Below are 19,654 nucleotides of genomic sequence, written 5' to 3' on the forward strand. Positions count from 1 at the left end.
CAACTGGCTCCACCGACGTGCCGGGCTGCCTCGCGTCATCCAGCCGAGACAACCGACAACCACCGGTAATCCTCCCGCGGATCCGGGCCGCCCTCCATTCCCGTGGCCCGCCTCGTGCTAAGCTTCGGCGACACGCACTCCAGGGGCGAGCCGACATGCTGACCAGACGATCCTTCGTGGCCCTGTCGGGCGCGGCGCTCGCCGCCCCGGCACTCGCCCAGGGCACGGCCTCGCGGGTGCTCAAGTTCATCCCGCAGGCCGATCTGACGGTGCTCGACCCGATCTGGACCACCGCCTACGTGACCCGCAACCACGGGCTCGCGGTGTTCGACACCCTGTACGGGACCGATGCTAGCTACGCCGCGCAGCCGCAGATGGTCGCCGGCCACGTCGTCGAGGATGACGGCAAGCTGTGGCGCATGACGCTGCGGCCCGGGCTGACCTTCCACGACGGCACGCCGGTGCTCGCCCGCGACTGCGTCGCCAGCATCGGCCGCTGGGCCAAGCGCGACCCGATGGGTCAGACGCTGATGGCCTACACGGATGAGCTCTCGGCCCCCGACGACCGAACCATTCAGTTCCGCCTGAAAAAGCCCTTCCCGCTCCTGCCGGACGCGCTCGGCAAGGTCGGCTCCCCCATCTGCGCAATCATGCCGGAGCGCCTCGCCAAGACCGATGCGTTCACGCAAGTCACCGAGATGGTCGGCAGCGGACCGTTCCGGTTCAAGGCGGATGAGCGGATGGTCGGCGCCCGGGTCGTCTACGAGCGCTTCGACAAGTACTTCCCGCGCGACGGCGGCGAGCCGCAATGGACCTCTGGCCCCAAGCGCGCCTTCCTCGACCGGGTCGAGTGGCACGTCATCCCCGACCAGGCCACCGCCGCCTCGGCGATGCAGACCGGCGAGATGGATTGGTGGGAGCAGCCGCCCGCCGACCTCGTGCCGACGCTGGGCAGCCTGAAGACCTCGATCAAGGACCCGACCGGCCTGATCGGCTGCCTGCGGATGAACCAGCTGCTGCCGCCCTTCGACAACCCGGCGATCCGGCAGGTGCTGCTCAAGGTGGTCGACCAGACCGACTTCATGCAGGCGGTGACCGGCGACGACCCCAAGCTGAGGCATGTCCCGACCGGCTTCTTCTGTCCCGGCCTGCCGATGGCGAGCGAGGCCGGCCTCGACGTGCTGACCGGCAAGCGCGACTTCGCGGCCGCCAAGAAGGCGCTCGCGGCGGCCGGCTACAAGGGCGAGAAGGTGGTGCTGATGGGCGCCTCCGACTTCCCGAGCCTGAAGGCCTTGGCCGACGTGGCGGCCGACATGCTGACCCGCGCCGGGTTCAACGTCGATTATCAGGTCATGGATTGGGGCTCGGTGGTCCAGCGGCGGGCCAAGCGCGACCCGATCGCCCAGGGCGGCTGGAGCATCTTCTGCACCTTCTGGGCCGGGCTCGACCAGGCCAACCCGGCGGTCAGCGCCTTCCTGCGCGGCACCGGCGCGAGCGCCCCGGTGGGCTGGCCGACCAGCGAGACGCTCGAGACGCTCCGCCAGGAATGGCTCGACGCCCCCGATACCGCCGCGCGCAAGACGCTCGCGGACGCCCTGCAGAAGCAGGCTTTTGCGGACGTGCCCTATCTGCCGCTTGGGCAGTACTTCAACCAGACCTCGTATAAGCCCTCGGTGACCGGGGTGCTCGACGGCGTGCCGGTGTTCTGGAACGTCAAGAAGGGCTGACAACCGGTCAGGCGTGGACCGCGTCCGCCGGGATCCGGACCCGCGCGGACCCGGCATCGGCCATCAGCGCCGGGATCAGGTCGGTCTGCGAGACGATCCCGACGAGCCGGCCATCCGGGTCGACCACCGGCAGGTGGTGGAGGGCCGCCTCCGCCATCTTGAGCACCAGCTCGGCAAGCGGCGTGTCCGGCGTGACCGGCTCGACCGCGGTCATGATGTCGGCGGCGCAGCCATGGGGGGCGCGGCCGCGCTCCACGGTCAGCCGCAGGCGGCGGCCGAGGCCGAGGCGCGGGCCGCCCCGGTCCCAGGCAGCCTTGTCGAGGAGGTCGGTCTGCGTGACGATCCCGAGCACCCGGGCGCGCTCGTCAGTAACCGGCAGGGCCTTGATCCGGTGGCGGCGGAGCAGCCGCAGCGCCTCGTCCAGGGAATCGTGCGGCGCGACCCCGATCACGTCGCGGGACATGATTGCCGTGCAGGTGGTCTGGCCCGGGCGGCGCCCGTAGACGCGCATCTGCACCCGCCGCAGGATCTGCTCCAGGTCGCCGCGATCGACGTCGAGCAGCTGGTCGAAATCCTCCAGCGCCGCGTCGAGGTCCGAGGCCAGGAAGCCGAGGCGGGAGGCCGGGGCCGGGTCGTCGGTGCGCGGACCGGCTGGGCGCAGATGCGGATAGGCGCGGCCCGTGAGGTTGTTGAACAGCAAGGCCGCACTCAGCAGCAGCAGCGAATTGGCCGCCACCGGCCAGAGCACGAAGCCGTAGCCGAGCTCCCGGATCGCCGGGCCGCCCAGAACCGCCGTGAGCGCCACTGCTCCGCTCGGCGGATGCAGGCAGCGCAGGGCCATCATCAGGGCGATCGCCAACCCGATGGCCACGGACGCCGCCGCGAACTGGTCCGGCACCCAGATCGCGGCCGTGACGCCGACCAGGGCGGCGACGAGATTGCCGCCGAGGATCGACCAGGGCTGTGCCAAGGGACTGGCCGGCACCGCGAAGAGCAGCACCGCCGAAGCGCCCATCGGGGCGATCAGGACCGGGGACGCCTCGGGCCCGATGGCAGCGCGGCAGACCAGGCCGGTGGCGAGGATCCCCAGCAGCGCGCCGCCGGCCGAGCGCAGACGCTCGCGCGTGCTGACCGGCGTCAACTCGGGAAGGAGGCGGCTGAGCAAGGAACGCATCGGGTCCGGATCCCGCAGACGAAGCGGGACGGCGCAGCGCGCGCAATCCCGCTTCGGAATAGCAGAGGTCGGGAGCCGCTTATCAGACCGCGCGGGCCTCGTGCATCGCCTGGATCTGCGCGGGGCTGTAGCCCAGGCCGGTCAGGACCTCGTCGGTATGCTCACCCAGAAGCGGCGAGGCCTTAACCTCGACGGTCATGTCGGAGAACTTGATCGGGCTGCCGACGGTCAGGTAGCTGCCGAGCTTCGGATGCGGCACCTCGACCACGGTGCCGCTGGCGCGCAGCGACTTGTCCTCGGCGATCTCCTTCATGGATAGGACCGGCGCGCACGGAATGTCGTAGGTGCGCAGGATGTCGACCGCCTCGAACTTGGTCTTGTCGGCCAGCCATTCCTCGATGGTCTTGAAGATGTCGAAGATCTTGTCCTGCCGGGCCCGCGGCGTGTTGTAGGCGGCGTCGGTGATCCACTCCTCGCGGCCGAGCACCTTGCAGATCGGCGCCCAGGCGTGGCCCTGGATCGTGAAGTAGATGTAGGCGTTCGGGTCGGTCTCCCAGCCCTTGCATTTGAGCACCCAGCCTGGCTGGCCGCCGCCGCCGGCATTGCCGCCGCGGGGCACCACGTCCGAGAACTCCCCGTGGGGGTATTGCGGATATTCCTCGAGGTAGCCCAGGGCATCGAGACGCTGCTGGTCGCGCAGCTTCACCCGGCAGAGGTTGATCACCGAATCCTGCATCGAGACGGCGACCTTCTGGCCGGTGCCGGTCTTGTTCTTCTGGTGGAGCGCCGTGAGGATGCCGATGGCGAGGTGCATGCCGGTGTTGGAATCACCCAGCGCCGCGGCGCTGACGGTGGGCGGGCCGTCCCAGAAGCCGGTGGTCGAGGCGGCGCCGCCAGCGCATTGGGCGACGTTCTCGTAGACCTTCAGGTCCTCGTAATGGTGCCCGTCGGAGAAGCCCTTCACGGAGGCCAGGATCATCCCGGGATTGAGCGCCTGGATTCGGGCCCAGGAGAAGCCCATCCGGTCCAGCGCCCCGGGGCCGAAATTCTCGACCATCACGTCGCAATCCTGGATCAACTTTTCCAGGACCTCCTTTCCGGCCTGGGTCTTGGTGTCCAGCGTCAGCGAGCGCTTGTTGGAATTGAGCATCGTGAAGTAGAGCGCGTCCGCATCCTCGACGTGGCGCAGTTGCGTGCGGGTGACGTCGCCCGCACCCGGCCGCTCGACCTTGATCACGTCGGCGCCAAACCACGCGAGCAATTGCGTGCAGGCGGGACCGGCCTGGACGTGCGTGAAGTCGATGATCTTGATCCCATCCAACGGCTTGCTCATCTGGCGTTCTCCCTTGCACGGTGAGGCTTGCGGTCTTCGGACGGTCCCGTCGTGGCGTCAGGATCCGTTCGGAAGGGCTTCGAGTTCGGCCACGCGCTGGCGCAGGCGCTTCTCCTCGGCCCAGCGCTCGGTCTCGTCGCGGATCACCGCGACGATGCCGGTCACCCGGTCCGACGCGTCCCGGATCATTCCGACCGTGAAGGCGATGGAGAGCTGATGACCGTCCTTGTGGATCGCGGGCACCCGCAGGGTCTCCGCCCCGTAGCGCGTGACACCCGTCCGCATGGTGTTCGCGTAGCCGTCCCAGTGACGGCGCCGGTGCCGCTCCGGGGTGATCAGGTCGAGGGTTTGACCGAGGGCGTCCGCGGCACTGAAGCCGAAGATCCGCTCGGCGGCCGGGTTCCAGACGGTGATCGCGCCGTCCGGATCAGCCACCACCACGGCGTCGCCGATGGCGGCGACGAAGCCGGCGAGATCGTCCGCAGCCGGGCGGTCGCGTACTCTGTCAGCGCCCGCCACGGATCGCCCCGCCCGCGCTCCGACACTTTGTAGGTGAGCGAAGATGTCTGCGAGAGCGAACGAAGCTCGGATCCATCATCGCGGCCTCCTTGGGGGCTGCGGCGCTAAAGTTCCGGTTTCTCCGAAACTTGTCGTCGCTCTCGCCCTGCTCGTTGGTATCTGGTATGCCAAATACCGCGATTGGTCAACTACGCGTTCCGAAAACGGCACTTTGATGCAAGATTTCTTTTCGGCCGCCTCAGGCTAAGACAGTTCGGAGTTGGCGTCCGATCAGACCGCCTCGTCATCGTGCGTGCGGTGACGGACTCTGCGATTGATGGCCGATTGGGACCGCGCTGCACTCGCAATGTCGGTCCTGCTGACGACCTTTCGGCAGGCCTCTGAGCGGGTCCGACAGTGGACGGCGGGGGTGCCAGCCTTCTCAGATTCGCCGCTTTCCAGGGGCAGGAGCCGCGCAGCCAGACAGCACGGGCCGGCGTTTCGGCAATCCGCCCTGGAGACCACCCCGGTGATCCGTTTCGAGAAAGTCAGCAAGGTCTACCGCACCGACGGCCACAAGCGGACGATCCTGGAACAGGTGTCGTTCACCCTGAAGCCCGGCGTTTCCTACGGGATCCTCGGCATCAACGGCGCCGGCAAGTCGACCACGATGCGGCTCATCGCCGGCACGGAGGACCCGACCCGGGGGAAGATCCACCGTGGCCTGCGGATCTCCTGGCCGCTGGGTTTCGCCGGCGGCTTCCATCCGAAGATGACCGGCCGCGACAACGTCATGTTCGTCGCCCGCATCTACGGCGAGGATCCACGTCGCGTGCTCGACTTCGTCGAGGATTTCTCCGAACTCGGCAGCTACCTCGACGTACCGATCTACACCTATTCGTCCGGTATGGGCGCCCGGCTCGCCTTCGGCATGAGCATGGCCATTCCGTTCGATTGCTACCTCATCGACGAGATCACCTCGGTGGGCGACGCCCGCTTCTCCAAGCGCTGCGATGAGGTGTTCTCCCAGCGGCGCAAGAACGCCGACATCATCATGGTCTCGCACTCGATGGAGACGATCCGCCAATGGTGCACGCAGGGCCTCGTCCTGCTCAACGGGCGCGCGATCATCTACGAGGACGTGAACGACGCGATCGAGGTCTATCGGCGCCTCAACGCCTGAGGGATCGCCCCAACGCGGACATGCTTTTGCCGCCTCCCCGTGCGAGAGGCGTCCCACGCGAACGTTTCGGCGCGGTCGAGACCCCGATGCCGGGACGACCGTCGAGGCCGGGGAGGCCGGGGATCACGTCATGAACATGGAGATCCGGAAGGCCGAGGGGCAGCCGCTGACGACCGCGGATCGCCAGCAGGCGGTCACCGAATCATTGCGGCAGATCGCTCGGATGTCGCGGTTCGTGGACCGCAAGAAGGGCATCCGGTCCTACCAGAACCACGTCAAGAACGATCCCTGGATACCGATCCTGTTCGTCGTCTGCTTCGTGCTGCCGACGTTGGCCGGAGCCTTATATTTCGGTGTCATCGCCTCGGACCGTTACGTCAGCCAGGCGCGGTTCGCGATCCGCCCGGCGCTCGGCGCCGCCGACAAGGGATCGCCCGACTCGGTTGGAACCTCTTCAGGCGTCCCCAGCCAAATGGTGGCGCAGGACACGCTGATCACCTACGAGTACATCCTCAGCCGGCCCATGCTGGAAACGATCGAAGCGAAGCTTCCGATCCGCGAGTGGTTCAGCCGCGACAGCATCGATTACTTTTCCCGCTTCGATCCCGACAAGCCGATCGAAAAGTTCGTCCGCTATTGGAAGCGGCGGATCGGCGTCGAGGTCGAATCCGGCTCCGGCATCATGTCGCTCACGGTCGAGGCTTTCGACCCCGATGAGTCCCTCGCCATCGCGAAAGCCGTGATGGCGGAGGCCGAGCGGATGGTGAACGACCTCAGCGTAAAGTCGCGCGCGGACGCGGTCGCCGAAAGCACGCGCGAGCTGAGGCTCGCCGAAGAGCGTATGCTTAAGATCCGTTTGGCGACGCGGGACCTGCGCAACCGCGAAGGCGTGCTCGACGCTCAGAAGTCCAACGAGGCGAACCTCAAAGTCATATCCGAGCTGCGGGCGGCCCGGATCAACCTGGCGGTCCAGCTTGCCATCGGCCAGCGCGACCTCGGCCCGGACTCCCGCCGGATCATCGACATCAAGCAGCAGATCAAGGATCTCGACGAGAACATCGCCCGGATCGAGCGGCAATCGGCGAGCCAGGATCCGGAGCAGAAGCGCCTGCTCTCGGACGCCCTGACCCGGTTCGAGGGCCTCGAGAACGATCGCAAGAACGCCGAGAAATACTACCAGCAGGTGCTGACCGCCCATGAGCGGGCTCGCATCATCGCGGCCCGTCAGATCGAGTTCTTCAGCCCGATCGTCGAGCCGGTGAAGGCGGAATCCTCGGTCGAGCCGCGGCGGATCCTGATGATCAGCCTGGTCACCGCGGGCGCTGCCGTGCTTTTCGCCGCGGCGATGTTCGCCCGGAAGATGATGAACTGAGGCGATCCGGGTCAGCCTCTCGTGGCTGGCCCGCCTGTCCAGCCCTCGGCACGCCAGCCCTCGGCGCGCTCGTCGAGGTCGATCGAGCCGGCGCGGTCGAGGATCGCCATCACCCGGTCGGCTTGGTGGTCTTCCGCCCGGACCGTCACGAGGGTTCCACCGCGGCGCACACCCTCGGCATAAGTTTCGGCTTCGCCCTCGGTGAGGCCGGCCCCCGTGAGGCCGCCGATCAGGCCGCCCGCCGCCGCACCAACCCCCGCCCCCGTCGCGGCTGCCACCAGCCAGCCTGCTGCAACCACCGGCCCGAGGCCGGGTATCGCCAGCAAGCCGAGGCCCGCCAGGAGTCCGGCGCCGCCGCCCAGGACCGTGCCGACGGTGGCGCCGGTTCCGGCGGCATCCACGGGATCGACCACGTCGGGATGGGGGTCGCCGAATGGCCGATCCTGGATCGCGGCCGGCTCGGCTCGGTTCGCCAGAATGCTGATGTCCCCGTGGGGGATGCCCGCGGATTCCAACTGGTCGACCACGCCCGTGGCGGTGTCGTACTCGTCGAACAGGGCGGTGAGGACGCGCGCGGCCATGCAGGCTCTTTCGTTCGGTTGTCTGCCGCCCGGACAAGTGGCGAACGCCGTACGGGTTCCGCCGGCGCCGGCCCGGTTCTTAACGGCGCGCTAACCATCCCCTCGGCAGATCTTGCCGAGTGCCCCCCTCGGATCTTCCGAGCCGGGCGGCGATGGATCGGGAACGATGGCGGAGACGGCGAGCGTGCCGGTCAAAGGCGGGTCGATGAGCGGGGCCGCCTCGGTCCTGAGTCAGCTCGCGCTGCCGACCCGCGGCGACCTCCACGCGCTGTCGAAGCGCTCGGACCTCATGTTCGCCACCGGCGTCATGGGCATTCTGGCGGTCCTGATCTTCCCGCTGCCGGCGGTGCTGCTCGACCTGCTGCTGGCGGTGTCGATCATCACCTCGGTGCTGATCATGATGACCGGCCTGTCGATCGACAACCCGCTCGAATTCACCGTCTTCCCGACGCTGCTGCTGATCGCCACGATGCTGCGGCTGGCGCTGAATCTCGCCTCGACCCGCCTGATCCTGGGCCACGGCCACGAGGGCACGGCGGCGGCCGGCCACGTCATCGAAGCCTTCGGCAACTTCGTGATGGGCGGCAACTTCGTCATCGGGATCATCGTGTTCGCGATCCTGATCATCGTGAACTTCGTGGTCATCACGAAGGGTTCGGGCCGCATCGCTGAGGTCGCAGCCCGCTTCACCCTCGATGCGATGCCCGGCAAGCAGATGGCGATCGACGCCGATCTTTCCGCGGGCCTGATCGACGAGAAGGTCGCCAAGGCCCGCCGGGCTGCCCTGGAGGAAGAATCGGCGTTCTTCGGCGCCATGGACGGCGCCTCGAAATTCGTCCGCGGCGACGCAGTGGCGGCGCTGCTGATCACGTTCATCAACGTCGTCGGGGGCATCATCATCGGTGTCGCGCAGCAGGGCCTCAGCTTCGGCGACGCCGCGAAGAGCTACACCCTCCTCACCATCGGCGATGGGCTAGCCAGCCAGGTCCCGGCCCTGATCGTCTCGACGGCGGCCGGCATCCTGGTCTCGAAGGCGGGCGTGCGCGGATCGGCCGACAAGGCGCTGGGCAAGCAGCTCGCGCATTATCCCAAGGCGCTCGGCATGTCGGCGGCCGTGATGTTCCTGATCGCGCTCCTGCCCGGCATGCCGATGCTGCCGTTCCTGCTGCTCGGCGGCGGGGCGGGCTACGCCGCCTGGCGCACCAACAAGACCGCCAACGAGGCGCCCCCGCTCGACGCACAGGGCGTCCCGATGGATGCCAAGGCGGTTGCGGCCGCGGCGACCGCCGCCAAGGAAGAGACGGTCACCGACCTACTCAAGCTCGACGACCTGAAGCTCGAGATGGGCTACGCGCTCCTCGCCTTGGTCAACGGCGAGGGACAGGACCGACTCACCGACCAGATCAAAGCACTGCGCCGACAGCTCGCGGCCGAGCTCGGCTTCGTGATGCCGTCGGTGCGGATCCTCGACAACGTCCAGCTCGACGCCAATTCCTACGTGGTCCGGGTCAAGGAGATCGAGGCCGGCACCGGCCGGATCTTCCCGGGCCAATTCATGGCCATGGACCCGATGGGCGGCCAGGTGCAGCTTCCCGGCCAGCACATGCTGGAGCCGACCTTCGGCCTGCCCGCGACGTGGATCGACGCGTCCCTGCGCGATCAGGCGCAGCTCAAGGGCTACACGGTGGTGGATGCGGCCACCGTGGTCTCGACGCACCTGACCGAGCTGATCAAGGCCCACGTCTCCGAGCTCCTCAACCACGTCGAGGTCTCGAAGCTGCTGCGCGAGCTGCCCAAGGAACATGCGGAGTTGCTGAAGGAGATCGTGCCCTCGCAGATCTCGACGACCGGCGTGCAGCGGGTGTTGCAGTTCCTGCTGTCCGAGCGGGTCTCGATCCGCGACCTCGGGGCGATCGTGGAAGGCATCGCGGAAGTCGCCGGGGCGGTGAAGAATCCCCGCGACGTGGTCGAGCATGTCCGCGCCCGGCTCGGGCGGCAGATCTGCGCCCAGTACCAGGACCAGAACAGCACCTTGCCGATCATCACCCTGTCGCCAGCCTGGGAGCAGGCCTTCATGGAATCGATCGTCGGCGAGCGCGAGGAGCGCTACCTGGCGATGCAACCCTCCAAGCTCAGTGAATTCGTTACCGCGGTCCGCGATCGCTTCGAGGCTGCGGCCCGGCAGGGCGAGATGCCGGTGCTGGTGACCTCGGCGCAATCGCGGCCGTTCGTGCGCTCGATCATCGAGCGCTTCCGCCGGGAAACCCCGGTGATGAGCCAGGCCGAGATCCACCCGCGGGCGCGGCTGCGCACGGTGGGATCGATCTGAGGGGGGCGACTGGGCCCCACGCGCTACAACGCGACGGGCAAGGCGCGTAGCCGAAGACAGCGGGCGTTGAGTGGCAGGCGAAGCACTCGGCCGATCATTCCGGGGCGGGTCGGCGAACGCGAGTCCGACCTCCCCGGCTTGGCCAAGACCCATGCCGCGTGCGTTTCTAGATTTCGGGCTCTGCGCGCGGCGCCGGAAGACCACGTTGGCTTGTCCGGCAGCGGTCCCATGGTCGACGAAAGACGCAGACGCGATCCGCCACGCCATGCGGGGCGAGTCGGCCTCCCCGGCTCAGATCGCCTTGTGCTTCAGCTCACGCTCCAACTCGTGCGCATCGAGCCCGGGCACGACCACCGGCGGTTCCGGCACGGTCGGAGACGCCGTGGCGGGCGTCGCGATGGCCGCGGCGAGCCGGGAGCGCTCGAAGAGTACCACGACGATCACCGAAATCAGGGCCGGGATCCAAAAGTAGAAAATTCGAAAGATAATGACCGCCGCGATGATCGCGTCTTTCTGGGCATCGTCCGTGATGTGCATCGCGGTGATGAACACGATCTCGAACACGCCGAGGCCGCCTGGAGCGTGCGAGGCGAGCGCCACTGAGAACGAGGCGAGGAAGATCGCCAGAACCGGGATGAAGCCGGGGTTCATCGCGTCCGGCAGGGCGAAGTAGATGATGCCGGCGGCACCCAGAAGCTCCAACGGCGCCGCCAGCAGCTGGCGAGCCATGATCCCTGGCCGGGGATATTCGAGCTTGAACGAGCGAATGTGAAGCGGGCGCAGGTGCAGGATCGAGCCGAGCACATAGAGCGCCACGAAGCCGAGCATGCCGCAGCCGACGATCAGTGCCGTCTTGGGATCGGTGAGGAAGCCGGGGAGCCTGCCTTCGAGGCGGGTCAGCAGATTCGGGTCCACCACCAGGGTGAAACCGCCGAGCAGGACCGTGCCGAGGAAGAACGTGAAGGAGCATAGGGCCACCAGAACCGCGACCTGGGCGGCCGAGAGGCCCTTGGCCGTGTAGGCCCTGTAGCGGACCAAGGCGCCCGAGAAGACCGAGGCGCCAATGTTGTGCGACAGTGCGTAGGTGGTGAAGGAGCAGAGCGAGACGAACAACAGCGAGATGTGATGCACGCCCAGGTGCAGCAGCGCGATCCGATCGTACCAAGCCAGGGCCGCGTAGGCCACGAGGGTCGAGAGGGCCGCCAGCAGGATGCGGTGGGGCGGGATCGCCAGGATCGCGGACCAGATCGCCGAAAGCGAGGTGGTCTTCAACTCTTGATAGAGAAAGTAGCCCGATACGACGACCGCTGCGAGACCGATCAACGGCCAGATGAACTCGCTGAGCTTCTTCATGTAAACCGACGCCCCGGGGAGTGCCCCTGATGCGCCGCCATGCAACGCGCCGCAAGCGGATCGAGGCCATCGCGATCCCCCTTGTCAGGTGATCGTGACGGTTTCGTGCCGCGTTGCCGGCACATCACACACGGATTGGGCGAAATGGCCCTCCGAGAAGGTGCAACGCGTAGGTGCGTGAGCCCCTATCGAGGCCGTCAGCCGCGGGCGCGATTGAGACCGATGCCATCCATGGCGGCTTGGTCCCGGATCGCGTCGGCGGCACGCTCGGCGGTGCGTTCGCGATCGTTCAGGATCTCGACCTTCTTGAGTTCCTCGAACGCCTCGCCGAGCTCAGCCTTGGCCTCTGCCAGCTGGCCTTCCAGCGCTTGGGCGGACTGGCGCATGTTGTCCCGGCGGCCGGCGGCGGCGCGTGCGTAGGTCGGGTAGGCGAAATGTCCGACATCGGTGATGCCCGCGCGGGCTTCCTCGACGGCGACCTCCCGGTCGAGTTCCACCGCCATGCGCTGGAAGTCGGCCATCATCATTTCGATCTGGGTCACACGCCGCCGCTTCTCATCAACCTGGAAGCGACGCAGCCGGATCAGCGTGTCACGCGATTTCATTGGGACGCTCACTCCACGCAACGCTTGGGGCCGCGTCGAGGACCATGCCCGACCCGTGCCCTAAGCAGGTTCGCAACGGCGAACCTGCCCAGACCCTCGTTTCGCATCACTCAATGCACCCAAGCGGTTACCGCTTCGCTGCACGATGCCTAGGCCCCGCCGACGATCTGGCTGAGCCGTGCGTAACCATCGCCGATGGACGTTGCTTCTTCCTTACCCTGCCCCAGAAAAGCCTCAAGATCCGGCATGAGCGCCACGGCCTCGTCGACCTCCTGGGACGAGCCTGCCCGGTAGGCGCCGAGCCGGATCAACTCCTCCATGTCGGCATAGGTGGAGAGCACCCGGCGGGCCCGGCGGACCACCGGGAGGTAGGCCGGGTCGCAGGAGCGCGGCATGGTCCGGGAGACCGAGCGCAGGACGTTGATCGCCGGATAGCGCCCGCGCTCGGCGATCGCCCGCTCCATGACGATGTGACCGTCGAGGATACCGCGGACCGCATCGGCCACCGGCTCATTGTGATCGTCACCCTCAACCAGCACGGTGAAGAGGGCCGAGATCGTACCGAGGCCGACGCCGGGGCCAGCCCGCTCCAGCAGGCGCGGCAATTCGGAGAAGACGGTCGGCGTATAGCCCTTGGCGGTGGGCGGTTCGCCGGCGGCCAATCCGATATCGCGCTGGGCCATGGCGAAGCGGGTGATCGAATCGATCATGCACAGGACCTTCGCGCCCTGATCGCGGAAATGCTCGGCGACCGAAAGGGTCACGTAGGCGGCGTTGCGGCGCATGAGCGCCGGCTCGTCCGAGGTCGCCACCACCACCACAGAGCGGGCGAGGCCGGCGGCACCGAGATCGTCCTGCAGGAACTCCTGGACCTCGCGGCCGCGCTCGCCGACGAGGCCGATCACCGCCACGTCGGCCGCGGTGTAGCGGGCGAGCATCGACAGCAACACCGACTTGCCGACGCCGGAACCGGCGAAGATCCCCATTCGCTGCCCGGCACACATGGTCAGGAAGGTGTTGATGCACCGGACCCCGAGATCCAGCGGTCCGCCGACGCGGGCGCGGGCATGGGCGGGGGGCGGGTCCGCGCGGAGCGAATAGATGTCCGGGCCCAGCGGCAGCGGCCCGAGCCCGTCGACCGGCCGGCCGAGCGCATCGATCACCCGGCCGAGCCAGGCGTTCGTCGGACGGATCGCCCCCGCCGATTCGTCGCGCACATAGGCCGGGCAGCCCCGGCGGACGCCCTCCAGGGAGCCGAACGGCATGGCCAGCGCCCGGTCGCCCTGGAAGCCGATGATCTCGCACGGCACCAGCCCGAGGCCGTTGGCGCCCTCCACGTCGATCCGGCCACCGAGCCGCATGGCGGCCACGGGACCGGCGACCTCGACCAGCAGGCCGCGGATCGCCACCACACGGCCGAACGTCTCCAGCACTTCGATGCGATCGAGAGCGGCCTGGGCCGCTGCGAGGTTGGTAACGGACCTTGCCGGATCCTGTGTCATCCGCCTACCTCTCAACGCTTCGTTTACCGGCCTCCTTAACACTGCGGTCATCGGGCTCGTAGCGGCTCGGTCCGGGCTCCGGCGGCTTTAAACGCTTCACGAAGTCGTCGGGTTGTGGCCGGAGGGTCACAGCCCGGACCGGGTTGTTACGGGGGAGGCACTTACGCCCAAGCGCGTGGGCGGACCGGTCGTAAACGGAACGGAATCACGGCCCCGGGCGGGGGTGGAGGGACCCTGTTCCTCCCGTCAAGCTCGCCGGCCGGTGCACGAGACGCTTGCGGGTGGGAATCAGGTTTTGTTAACGATTAATCCATAGCGTTCCACGTCAAGAGCGACGGAGCGCCCGTCCACAGGCCGGTGGCGGGTGATCGGTGGGGACGTGTCTGCGCGCTGATGCGGCCGGCGGGGCTGGGGACGGACGATGCGTGTACTTCTGATCGAGGACGATAGCGCGACCGCGCAGAGCATCGAGTTGATGCTCAAGTCCGAGAACTTCAACACCTATACCACCGACCTGGGCGAAGAGGGGATCGACCTCGGCAAGCTCTACGATTACGACATCATCCTCTTGGATCTGAACCTGCCCGACATGTCGGGCTACGAGGTGCTCCGTAACCTGCGCGTGGCGAAGGTGAAGACCCCGATCCTGATCCTCTCCGGCATGGCCGGGATCGAGGACAAGGTGAAAGGCCTCGGCTTCGGCGCCGACGACTACCTCACCAAGCCGTTCCACAAGGACGAGCTGGTCGCCCGCATCCACGCCATCGTGCGCCGGTCGAAGGGCCACGCCCAGTCGGTGATCACCACCGGCGACCTGATCGTGAATCTCGATCAGAAGACCGTCGAGGTTGGCGGCGCTCGCGTCCACTTGACCGGCAAGGAGTACCAGATGCTGGAACTCCTCTCGCTCCGGAAGGGTACGACGCTCACCAAGGAGATGTTCCTGAACCATCTCTACGGCGGCATGGACGAGCCCGAGCTGAAGATCATCGACGTGTTCATCTGCAAGCTGCGCAAGAAGCTCGCCAACGCCAGCCAGGGCAAGAACTACATCGAGACCGTCTGGGGCCGCGGCTACGTGCTGCGCGAGCCGATGGACGCCGAAGAGCGGATGGCGGTCTGATCCGACCGGGTCATCGCCATCTTCGAAAAACCCCGTGCGGCTTCGCCGCGCGGGGTTTTCGCTTTTCAGGCCTCAGCGGACCCCGGTCGCGGAAAAGACCTGGGCCGCCGGCGCGACCACGACGTAGCCACCGCACGGGGCGGTTCGTGTGATCACCGCGCTGGCCACGCCCCAGACATAGGTCCCGCCGCGATCCTGCGCGACGACGGGACCGCCGGAATCCCCGAAGCAGATCCGGGCGCCGTTCGCCCGGGCGATGGTCAGGCCGGTGTTGCTCGCCGCCACTGGGGTCAGGCTCGCGGTGCGCAGGCGCCCGACGCCGCGCCCGGACAGACCGGCTCCGGCGACCCGAAGGCTCTTCGGGACCCGGCGGGGATCGGCCGCGAGCGGAACGGGGCGCCGGTCGCGCACCGGCTCGGTGAGACGCAGAACCGCGAGGTCGAGGGACAGGTCGGCCAGACTCACGTCGGGGGCCGCGTTCGGCAGCATTTCGCCGGGATCGGGACTGTAGCGGGCAGCCACCCGCGCGCCGTAGACAGGCCGCGCCGGCTCGGTGCCGCGGAAAAACACCACCAGCGCGCCGAGCGGATCGCCGTTCACGCAATGCGCCGCCGTGAGTACGAGATCCGGCGCGATCAGGATGCCGGTGCAGCGGGTGAGCTTCAGCGCCTCCTCGGGCTGGGTGATCGTCCCGATGGCGACGGTGGCTTGCGCCAGCGCATCCCGCCCCGCTGGCGCCCCGCCGTCGATGGCAGCGGCCGGCCCGGCCAGACCGAGCCCGATGATCGCTGAGCCTGCAGCGGCGAGCAGTTTCGTTTCGATGGTCCTGCCTGTTGTGGTCACGCGCGAACCTTACTACCCCGAGCCCCACAACCACAGATGCGGCACAGCGCCGACGACGCAAGCGGGCGAGAGGACGCGGTCCGCGGGAGGCTCCTTAGCGCGCCACCGTCCAGGTGCTGGTCCCGTCCTTGTTGTCCTTCACGGACACGCCCATCGCGGCGAGCGCGTCGCGGGCCCGGTCGGAGGCGGCCCAGTCCTTCGCGGCCCGGGCGGCCCTCCGCTCGGCGATCAGCGCCTCGACGGCGGCGACGTCGATCCCGGCTGCGGCGACCTGGTCCTGCTCGCGATCGCTGCGGGTGCGCGCGAGCAGGCCAAACAGGTTCGCGCCGGCCCGCAGGGCGGACGCCGCGTCGGCGAGACCGTGCAGCGCGTTGATCGCCGCCGGCGTATTGAGGTCATCGCAGAGCGCGTCGATCACTGAATCGGGCGCCGCCCCGTCGGCCGGCGCATCCCCGGCGGCGTTGTACCAGCGGTCAAGCACGCGGCTCGATTCCTCGAGCCCGCGCAGGGTCCAGTCGATCGGCTGCCGGTAGTGCGTCTTCAGCATGGTCAGGCGCACGACCTCGCCGGGCCAGTCCTTCAGCACGTCGCGGATGGTGATGAAGTTGCCGAGCGATTTCGACATCTTCTCCCCCTCCACCTGAAGGAAGCCGTTGTGCAGCCAGACATTGGCCATCACCGGCGTCCCGAAGCAGCAGCGCGATTGCGCCACCTCGTTCTCGTGGTGGGGGAAGATCAGGTCGATGCCGCCGGCATGGATGTCGAAGGTTTTTCCGAGGTGCTTGGCCGACATCGCGGAGCACTCGATATGCCAGCCCGGTCGCCCCGGCTCGGCGATGCCAGCGGGGGACGGCCAGGACGGCTCCCCGGGTTTGGAGGGCTTCCACAGCACGAAGTCGAGGGGCGAGCGCTTGTAGGGGGCGACCTCCACCCGGGCGCCGGCCTCCATCTCGTCGAGGGGACGCTTCGAGAGGCGGCCGTAATCGGGCATGGCCGGCACGTCGAACAGGACGTGCCCCTCGGCCACGTAGGCATGCCCGCCGGCGACCAGCGCGTCGATCATCGCACGCATTTCGGCGATGTGATCGGTGGCCCGGGGCTCGATAAAGCGGGGCGGCGCGCCTGGCACATCTACGTCTCCGGGGCTCAGGACGCCCAGATCGCGCAGGTCTCGGTGGAACTGCTCCAGCGTGCCGTCGGTGAGCTCGCGGATGGTGATGCCGCGCTCGGCCGCCCGGGCGTTGATCTTGTCATCGACGTCGGTGACGTTGCGAGCGTAGGTGACGTGCGCCGGTCCATAGAGGTGGCGCAGAAGCCGAAATAGCAGGTCGAAAACGATGATCGGGCGCGCGTTCCCGATATGCGCCGCGTCGTAGACGGTCGGGCCGCAGGCATACATCCGCACCTGGGCGGGATCGATCGGCGCGAACGCCTCCTTGGCGCCGCTGAGCGTGTTGTAGAGCCGCAACATCGGCGCCATGAAACCCATCCCCTTCCGGCACCGCAGCCGCCATTCGGCGCCGCGCCGTCGCCGGAAAACCGGCCCTGCCTTCAACGACCTGCGGGCTCTGCGAAGCGAAGAGCGGCCGAACCGTGGCGGCTCACGCCGTGCCGCGGCGGCCCGCTGTTGCACTGCGGCGACGGTGCCGCCCGCCCGATGGGGCTAACGCAAAAGCGTGAGGAATTCGAGATGGTCCTCGCACGTGCGGGGTAAGCCTTCCTTAACCGCGCCGTCGGACCGTCCGGCCCAAGCTCATCACACGCAAGATACTGTGCCCAAGGATAGTCCATGCGACGCAAGGCTGCCGGTTACTTCGTCATCGCCGCTTTCCTGACCACGGCCTGCCTGGCGCAGGTCGCGTTCGCCGGTAGCGACGGCGAGACGCCCGCGAAGGCCCCGAGCCATGTCGAGAAGACGTTCCTGATCCCGTCGAGCGACGGCTACGGCGTCGGCGATTGCCTGACGACCCCCGGCAGCGAGTGCGGCCAGGTGGTCGCCAATGCCTGGTGCGAGGCTCAGGGCTACGCCACCGCCAACACCTTCGGGATCGCAGCCGCCGACGAGTATACCGGCGCCATCGCGCAACCGATCGCGACCCCGACCGAGCGCCCGATCCGCATCACCTGCCGGGACTGACGCAGAGCGCGTCAGCCCTTGACGAAATCCGAGCATTTCGGTGCCGGCTCGGTGCCCCAGGGCGCCAGCGGCACCGCCGAGGTCGAGTTCTTCGGCGATCCTTGGATGACCTTGTCCGAGTAGACCATGTAAATCAGTGTATTGCGCTGGGCATCACAGCCACGCACGATCTGCATCGACTTGAAGATCAAAGAACGCCGCTCGCTGAAGACAACCTCGCCCTGGCCCAGCTTGCCCTTGAAGGCGATCGGGCCGGTCTGGCGGCAGGCGAGCGAGATATCGGAGACGTCTTCGGCCAAGCCGAGCGTCCCCTTGATGCCCCCCTTCTCAGGCTGTGTGTACCAGCAGGCGACCCCCGACACGGAAGGGTCGTCGATGCCGTAGACGACGAGCTTGTCGTTGGGGGTCAGCGGCCGCCAGACCGTCGATTTGGAAAAGATCCGGTCCGGCTCCTGGGCCGTTGCCGGGCCGGCTGCGGCCAGGCCAAGGGCTAACAGCCCGACACAAGTGAGACTCCGAAACCACATCACGGGTCAATTCCCTGCCCAAGCACGCGACCCCGATGTAGGAGGGCTGTCGCCGCCTTACGAGGGGGCGTACACTTAAGCTGCTTCGGTCCCACCGCACGGGCAGGACGCGCTCGACCAGCGGGATTAGAGTATTTCCGATCAACGCGATGCAGCAGATGCTTGACCGCCCGATCGTCCGTTCGCTCGGCCGCCTCTTCTTGAGTGCAGCGCTGGCGTGCGGTCTGTCCCTAAGCCTCGAAACTGCCTGGGCACAAGATGCTCCGGCCAGTCAGCCCGCTGCCGCCGAGGCGAGGCCCGGCGGCCCGCAGCTGCCGTCGGCCGCCTGCCGGCGCTATCGGGCCGAACTCGCATCTGTCCAGAACGGCGCCAGCACCACCCGGGCGCTCAACGACGAGATCGGACGGCTGGAGGCCTATTTCCGTGGGCTGAACTGCGAGGGCGGCAAGTTCCTGTTCTTCGACACCCGCCCGCCCCAGTGCGGCGCCGTCGAGCAGCGCATCCGGGCGCTGAAGGCCACCTATGGCGGTGCGGTGTTCGACGACAGCGGCGCCCGCAAGCGCGAACTGCAGGGGCTGGTCACGGCCAATTGCCCCACCCGGGAAACCTATGCGGCCACCGGCGAAAGCTACGCCAAGGGCGGCCCGCAGATGGTCTGTGTGCGGACCTGCGATGGCGGCTTCTTTCCGATGCGCAACCTGCCCGAGGGGCGCAGCGGCGCCGACGAGATGTGCCAGGCGCTCTGCCCCGGCACCGAGGCGCAGGCCTATGCGATGCCGTACGGCGACGAGGCGCTGAAGCACGCCGCCTCGGTCAAGGGCAGCCGCGCCTATGTGAGCCTCGCCAACGCCTTCAAGTTCCGCAAGGAATTCGTGCCGAACTGTTCCTGCAAGCCTCAGAACCAGACCTGGGCGCAGTCCCTGGTGAAGGCCGAGAGCATGCTGGTGCGGCACAAGGGCGATATCTTCGTCACGCCGATGCAGGCGGAGGCGCTGTCGCGTCCGAAAGTGCGCCTGACCCTGGTCGGCCGGGCCGACCGCACCGCGGCCGAGCTCGCCGCAGATGCCGCCGGACGTGCCGGGGTCGAGATGACGACGGGCACGGCAGACAAGGCCGGTGAGACCACCGCAGCCGGCGCCAAGCCCGACCATGTCGCAGTGCGGATCATCGCCCCGGACATGATCGCGGTGCCCCAGCGCCTGACACCCTGACGGAGTCTTGAGCGGCCGAGACGGAACCATAGGCCGCACACGGGGTTCGGGTCGGCTCGATCCGATACGAGGCCCCGATGCGGCTGCTGCGACTGATCCTTCTCACCGGCACGGTGCTCCCAGGCTTGGCCCTGGTGCAGCCCGCCGGCTCATCCT

At 67.8% G+C, this 19,654-nt stretch carries 17 protein-coding genes; 7 read left to right on the forward strand and 10 right to left on the reverse strand.

The features are described from left to right. The first annotated feature begins 155 nt into the window (after nt 1-155). Entirely contained in the window at nt 156-1,727 is a 1,572-nt protein-coding gene (locus MKK65_RS04085; protein WP_243955571.1) for an ABC transporter substrate-binding protein, read from the forward strand. Nucleotides 1,728-1,734: 7 nt separating this feature from the next. Here MKK65_RS04085 and MKK65_RS04090 read toward each other — a convergent pair whose 3' ends face one another. The 3 genes from MKK65_RS04090 to MKK65_RS04100 all read right to left on the reverse strand — a co-directional run bounded on the left by MKK65_RS04090 (nt 1,735) and on the right by MKK65_RS04100 (nt 4,753). Then, nucleotides 1,735-2,901: an HPP family protein gene (locus tag MKK65_RS04090; RefSeq protein WP_243955572.1), complete on the reverse strand. Its 1,167-nt coding sequence runs from the start codon at nt 2,899-2,901 to the stop codon at nt 1,735-1,737. Nucleotides 2,902-2,983: 82 nt separating this feature from the next. Continuing rightward, on the reverse strand, nt 2,984-4,234 hold the full coding sequence (gene frc, locus MKK65_RS04095) for a formyl-CoA transferase (RefSeq protein WP_058193432.1): 1,251 nt from the start codon (nt 4,232-4,234) through the stop codon (nt 2,984-2,986). 57 nt (nt 4,235-4,291) lie between these two features. Then, nucleotides 4,292-4,753 (reverse strand): PAS domain S-box protein, encoded by a 462-nt coding sequence (locus tag MKK65_RS04100; RefSeq protein WP_313902021.1) that lies wholly within the window; start codon nt 4,751-4,753, stop codon nt 4,292-4,294. Between the two features lie 508 nt (nt 4,754-5,261). Between MKK65_RS04100 and MKK65_RS04105 the strand changes: the two genes are divergently transcribed. After that, nucleotides 5,262-5,915, forward strand: a complete 654-nt coding sequence (locus tag MKK65_RS04105) for an ABC transporter ATP-binding protein (protein WP_058193434.1) — start codon at nt 5,262-5,264, stop codon at nt 5,913-5,915. Between the two features lie 130 nt (nt 5,916-6,045). Then, a complete protein-coding gene (locus MKK65_RS04110; RefSeq protein ID WP_243955574.1) occupies nt 6,046-7,287 on the forward strand; it encodes a capsule biosynthesis protein in 1,242 nt (413 codons plus the stop codon). An 11-nt stretch (nt 7,288-7,298) separates the two neighbouring features. Here the strand turns inward: MKK65_RS04110 and MKK65_RS04115 are convergent, their stop codons facing one another. Then, complete coding sequence (locus MKK65_RS04115) at nt 7,299-7,868, reverse strand: hypothetical protein (protein ID WP_058193436.1); 570 nt, start codon at nt 7,866-7,868, stop codon at nt 7,299-7,301. Between the two features lie 166 nt (nt 7,869-8,034). Here MKK65_RS04115 and flhA point away from each other — a divergent pair, with 166 nt between their 5' ends. After that, nucleotides 8,035-10,197, forward strand: coding sequence for a flagellar biosynthesis protein FlhA (gene flhA, locus MKK65_RS04120; protein WP_243955576.1), 2,163 nt, complete (start codon nt 8,035-8,037; stop codon nt 10,195-10,197). Between the two features lie 291 nt (nt 10,198-10,488). On the opposite strand, the gene MKK65_RS04125 is transcribed toward flhA, so the two are convergent. The 3 genes from MKK65_RS04125 to fliI all read right to left on the reverse strand — a co-directional run bounded on the left by MKK65_RS04125 (nt 10,489) and on the right by fliI (nt 13,657). After that, nucleotides 10,489-11,550, reverse strand: coding sequence for a lysylphosphatidylglycerol synthase domain-containing protein (locus MKK65_RS04125; RefSeq protein WP_243955578.1), 1,062 nt, complete (start codon nt 11,548-11,550; stop codon nt 10,489-10,491). A 197-nt stretch (nt 11,551-11,747) separates the two neighbouring features. Beyond that, nucleotides 11,748-12,155, reverse strand: a complete 408-nt coding sequence (gene fliJ, locus MKK65_RS04130) for a flagellar export protein FliJ (protein WP_092042766.1) — start codon at nt 12,153-12,155, stop codon at nt 11,748-11,750. Between the two features lie 149 nt (nt 12,156-12,304). Then, the gene (gene fliI / locus MKK65_RS04135; protein WP_243955586.1) at nt 12,305-13,657 is read right to left on the reverse strand and encodes a flagellar protein export ATPase FliI; all 1,353 of its coding nucleotides are present in this window, start codon (nt 13,655-13,657) and stop codon (nt 12,305-12,307) included. A gap of 421 nt (nt 13,658-14,078) precedes the next feature. Here fliI and ctrA point away from each other — a divergent pair, with 421 nt between their 5' ends. After that, a complete protein-coding gene (gene ctrA, locus MKK65_RS04140; RefSeq protein WP_007566477.1) occupies nt 14,079-14,780 on the forward strand; it encodes a response regulator transcription factor CtrA in 702 nt (233 codons plus the stop codon). A 72-nt stretch (nt 14,781-14,852) separates the two neighbouring features. Here the strand turns inward: ctrA and MKK65_RS04145 are convergent, their stop codons facing one another. Together MKK65_RS04145 and cysS are read right to left on the reverse strand one after the other, a co-directional pair. After that, nucleotides 14,853-15,623 carry a trypsin-like serine protease gene (locus MKK65_RS04145; RefSeq protein ID WP_243955588.1) on the reverse strand — a complete coding sequence of 257 codons (771 nt, stop codon included), beginning with the start codon at nt 15,621-15,623 and terminating at the stop codon, nt 14,853-14,855. A gap of 94 nt (nt 15,624-15,717) precedes the next feature. After that, nucleotides 15,718-17,103 carry a cysteine--tRNA ligase gene (gene cysS, locus MKK65_RS04150; RefSeq protein WP_243955590.1) on the reverse strand — a complete coding sequence of 462 codons (1,386 nt, stop codon included), beginning with the start codon at nt 17,101-17,103 and terminating at the stop codon, nt 15,718-15,720. A 309-nt stretch (nt 17,104-17,412) separates the two neighbouring features. Between cysS and MKK65_RS04155 the strand changes: the two genes are divergently transcribed. Further along, nucleotides 17,413-17,760 carry a hypothetical protein gene (locus tag MKK65_RS04155; RefSeq protein WP_243955591.1) on the forward strand — a complete coding sequence of 116 codons (348 nt, stop codon included), beginning with the start codon at nt 17,413-17,415 and terminating at the stop codon, nt 17,758-17,760. A gap of 11 nt (nt 17,761-17,771) precedes the next feature. Here MKK65_RS04155 and MKK65_RS04160 read toward each other — a convergent pair whose 3' ends face one another. Beyond that, nucleotides 17,772-18,287: a CreA family protein gene (locus tag MKK65_RS04160; protein ID WP_243955593.1), complete on the reverse strand. Its 516-nt coding sequence runs from the start codon at nt 18,285-18,287 to the stop codon at nt 17,772-17,774. Nucleotides 18,288-18,445: 158 nt separating this feature from the next. On the opposite strand from MKK65_RS04160, the gene MKK65_RS04165 reads away from it, so the two are divergent. Further along, a complete protein-coding gene (locus tag MKK65_RS04165) occupies nt 18,446-19,498 on the forward strand; it encodes a DUF2865 domain-containing protein (protein ID WP_243955699.1) in 1,053 nt (350 codons plus the stop codon). Nucleotides 19,499-19,654: the final 156 nt, after the last annotated feature.

Source organism: Methylobacterium sp. J-001, from assembly GCF_022829565.1.
Classification (GTDB): domain Bacteria; phylum Pseudomonadota; class Alphaproteobacteria; order Rhizobiales; family Beijerinckiaceae; genus Methylobacterium.

Coding starts and splice junctions, on each gene's coding strand:
- MKK65_RS04085 (WP_243955571.1), top strand. CDS start 156: ATGCTGACCAGACGATCCTTCGTGGCCCTGTCGGGCGCGGCGCTCGCC.
- MKK65_RS04090 (WP_243955572.1), bottom strand. CDS start 2,901: ATGCGTTCCTTGCTCAGCCGCCTCCTTCCCGAGTTGACGCCGGTCAGC.
- frc (WP_058193432.1), bottom strand. CDS start 4,234: ATGAGCAAGCCGTTGGATGGGATCAAGATCATCGACTTCACGCACGTC.
- MKK65_RS04110 (WP_243955574.1), top strand. CDS start 6,046: ATGAACATGGAGATCCGGAAGGCCGAGGGGCAGCCGCTGACGACCGCG.
- MKK65_RS04115 (WP_058193436.1), bottom strand. CDS start 7,868: ATGGCCGCGCGCGTCCTCACCGCCCTGTTCGACGAGTACGACACCGCC.
- flhA (WP_243955576.1), top strand. CDS start 8,035: ATGGCGGAGACGGCGAGCGTGCCGGTCAAAGGCGGGTCGATGAGCGGG.
- MKK65_RS04125 (WP_243955578.1), bottom strand. CDS start 11,550: ATGAAGAAGCTCAGCGAGTTCATCTGGCCGTTGATCGGTCTCGCAGCG.
- fliJ (WP_092042766.1), bottom strand. CDS start 12,155: ATGAAATCGCGTGACACGCTGATCCGGCTGCGTCGCTTCCAGGTTGAT.
- fliI (WP_243955586.1), bottom strand. CDS start 13,657: ATGACACAGGATCCGGCAAGGTCCGTTACCAACCTCGCAGCGGCCCAG.
- ctrA (WP_007566477.1), top strand. CDS start 14,079: ATGCGTGTACTTCTGATCGAGGACGATAGCGCGACCGCGCAGAGCATC.
- cysS (WP_243955590.1), bottom strand. CDS start 17,103: ATGGCGCCGATGTTGCGGCTCTACAACACGCTCAGCGGCGCCAAGGAG.
- MKK65_RS04155 (WP_243955591.1), top strand. CDS start 17,413: ATGCGACGCAAGGCTGCCGGTTACTTCGTCATCGCCGCTTTCCTGACC.
- MKK65_RS04160 (WP_243955593.1), bottom strand. CDS start 18,287: ATGTGGTTTCGGAGTCTCACTTGTGTCGGGCTGTTAGCCCTTGGCCTG.
- MKK65_RS04165 (WP_243955699.1), top strand. CDS start 18,446: ATGCTTGACCGCCCGATCGTCCGTTCGCTCGGCCGCCTCTTCTTGAGT.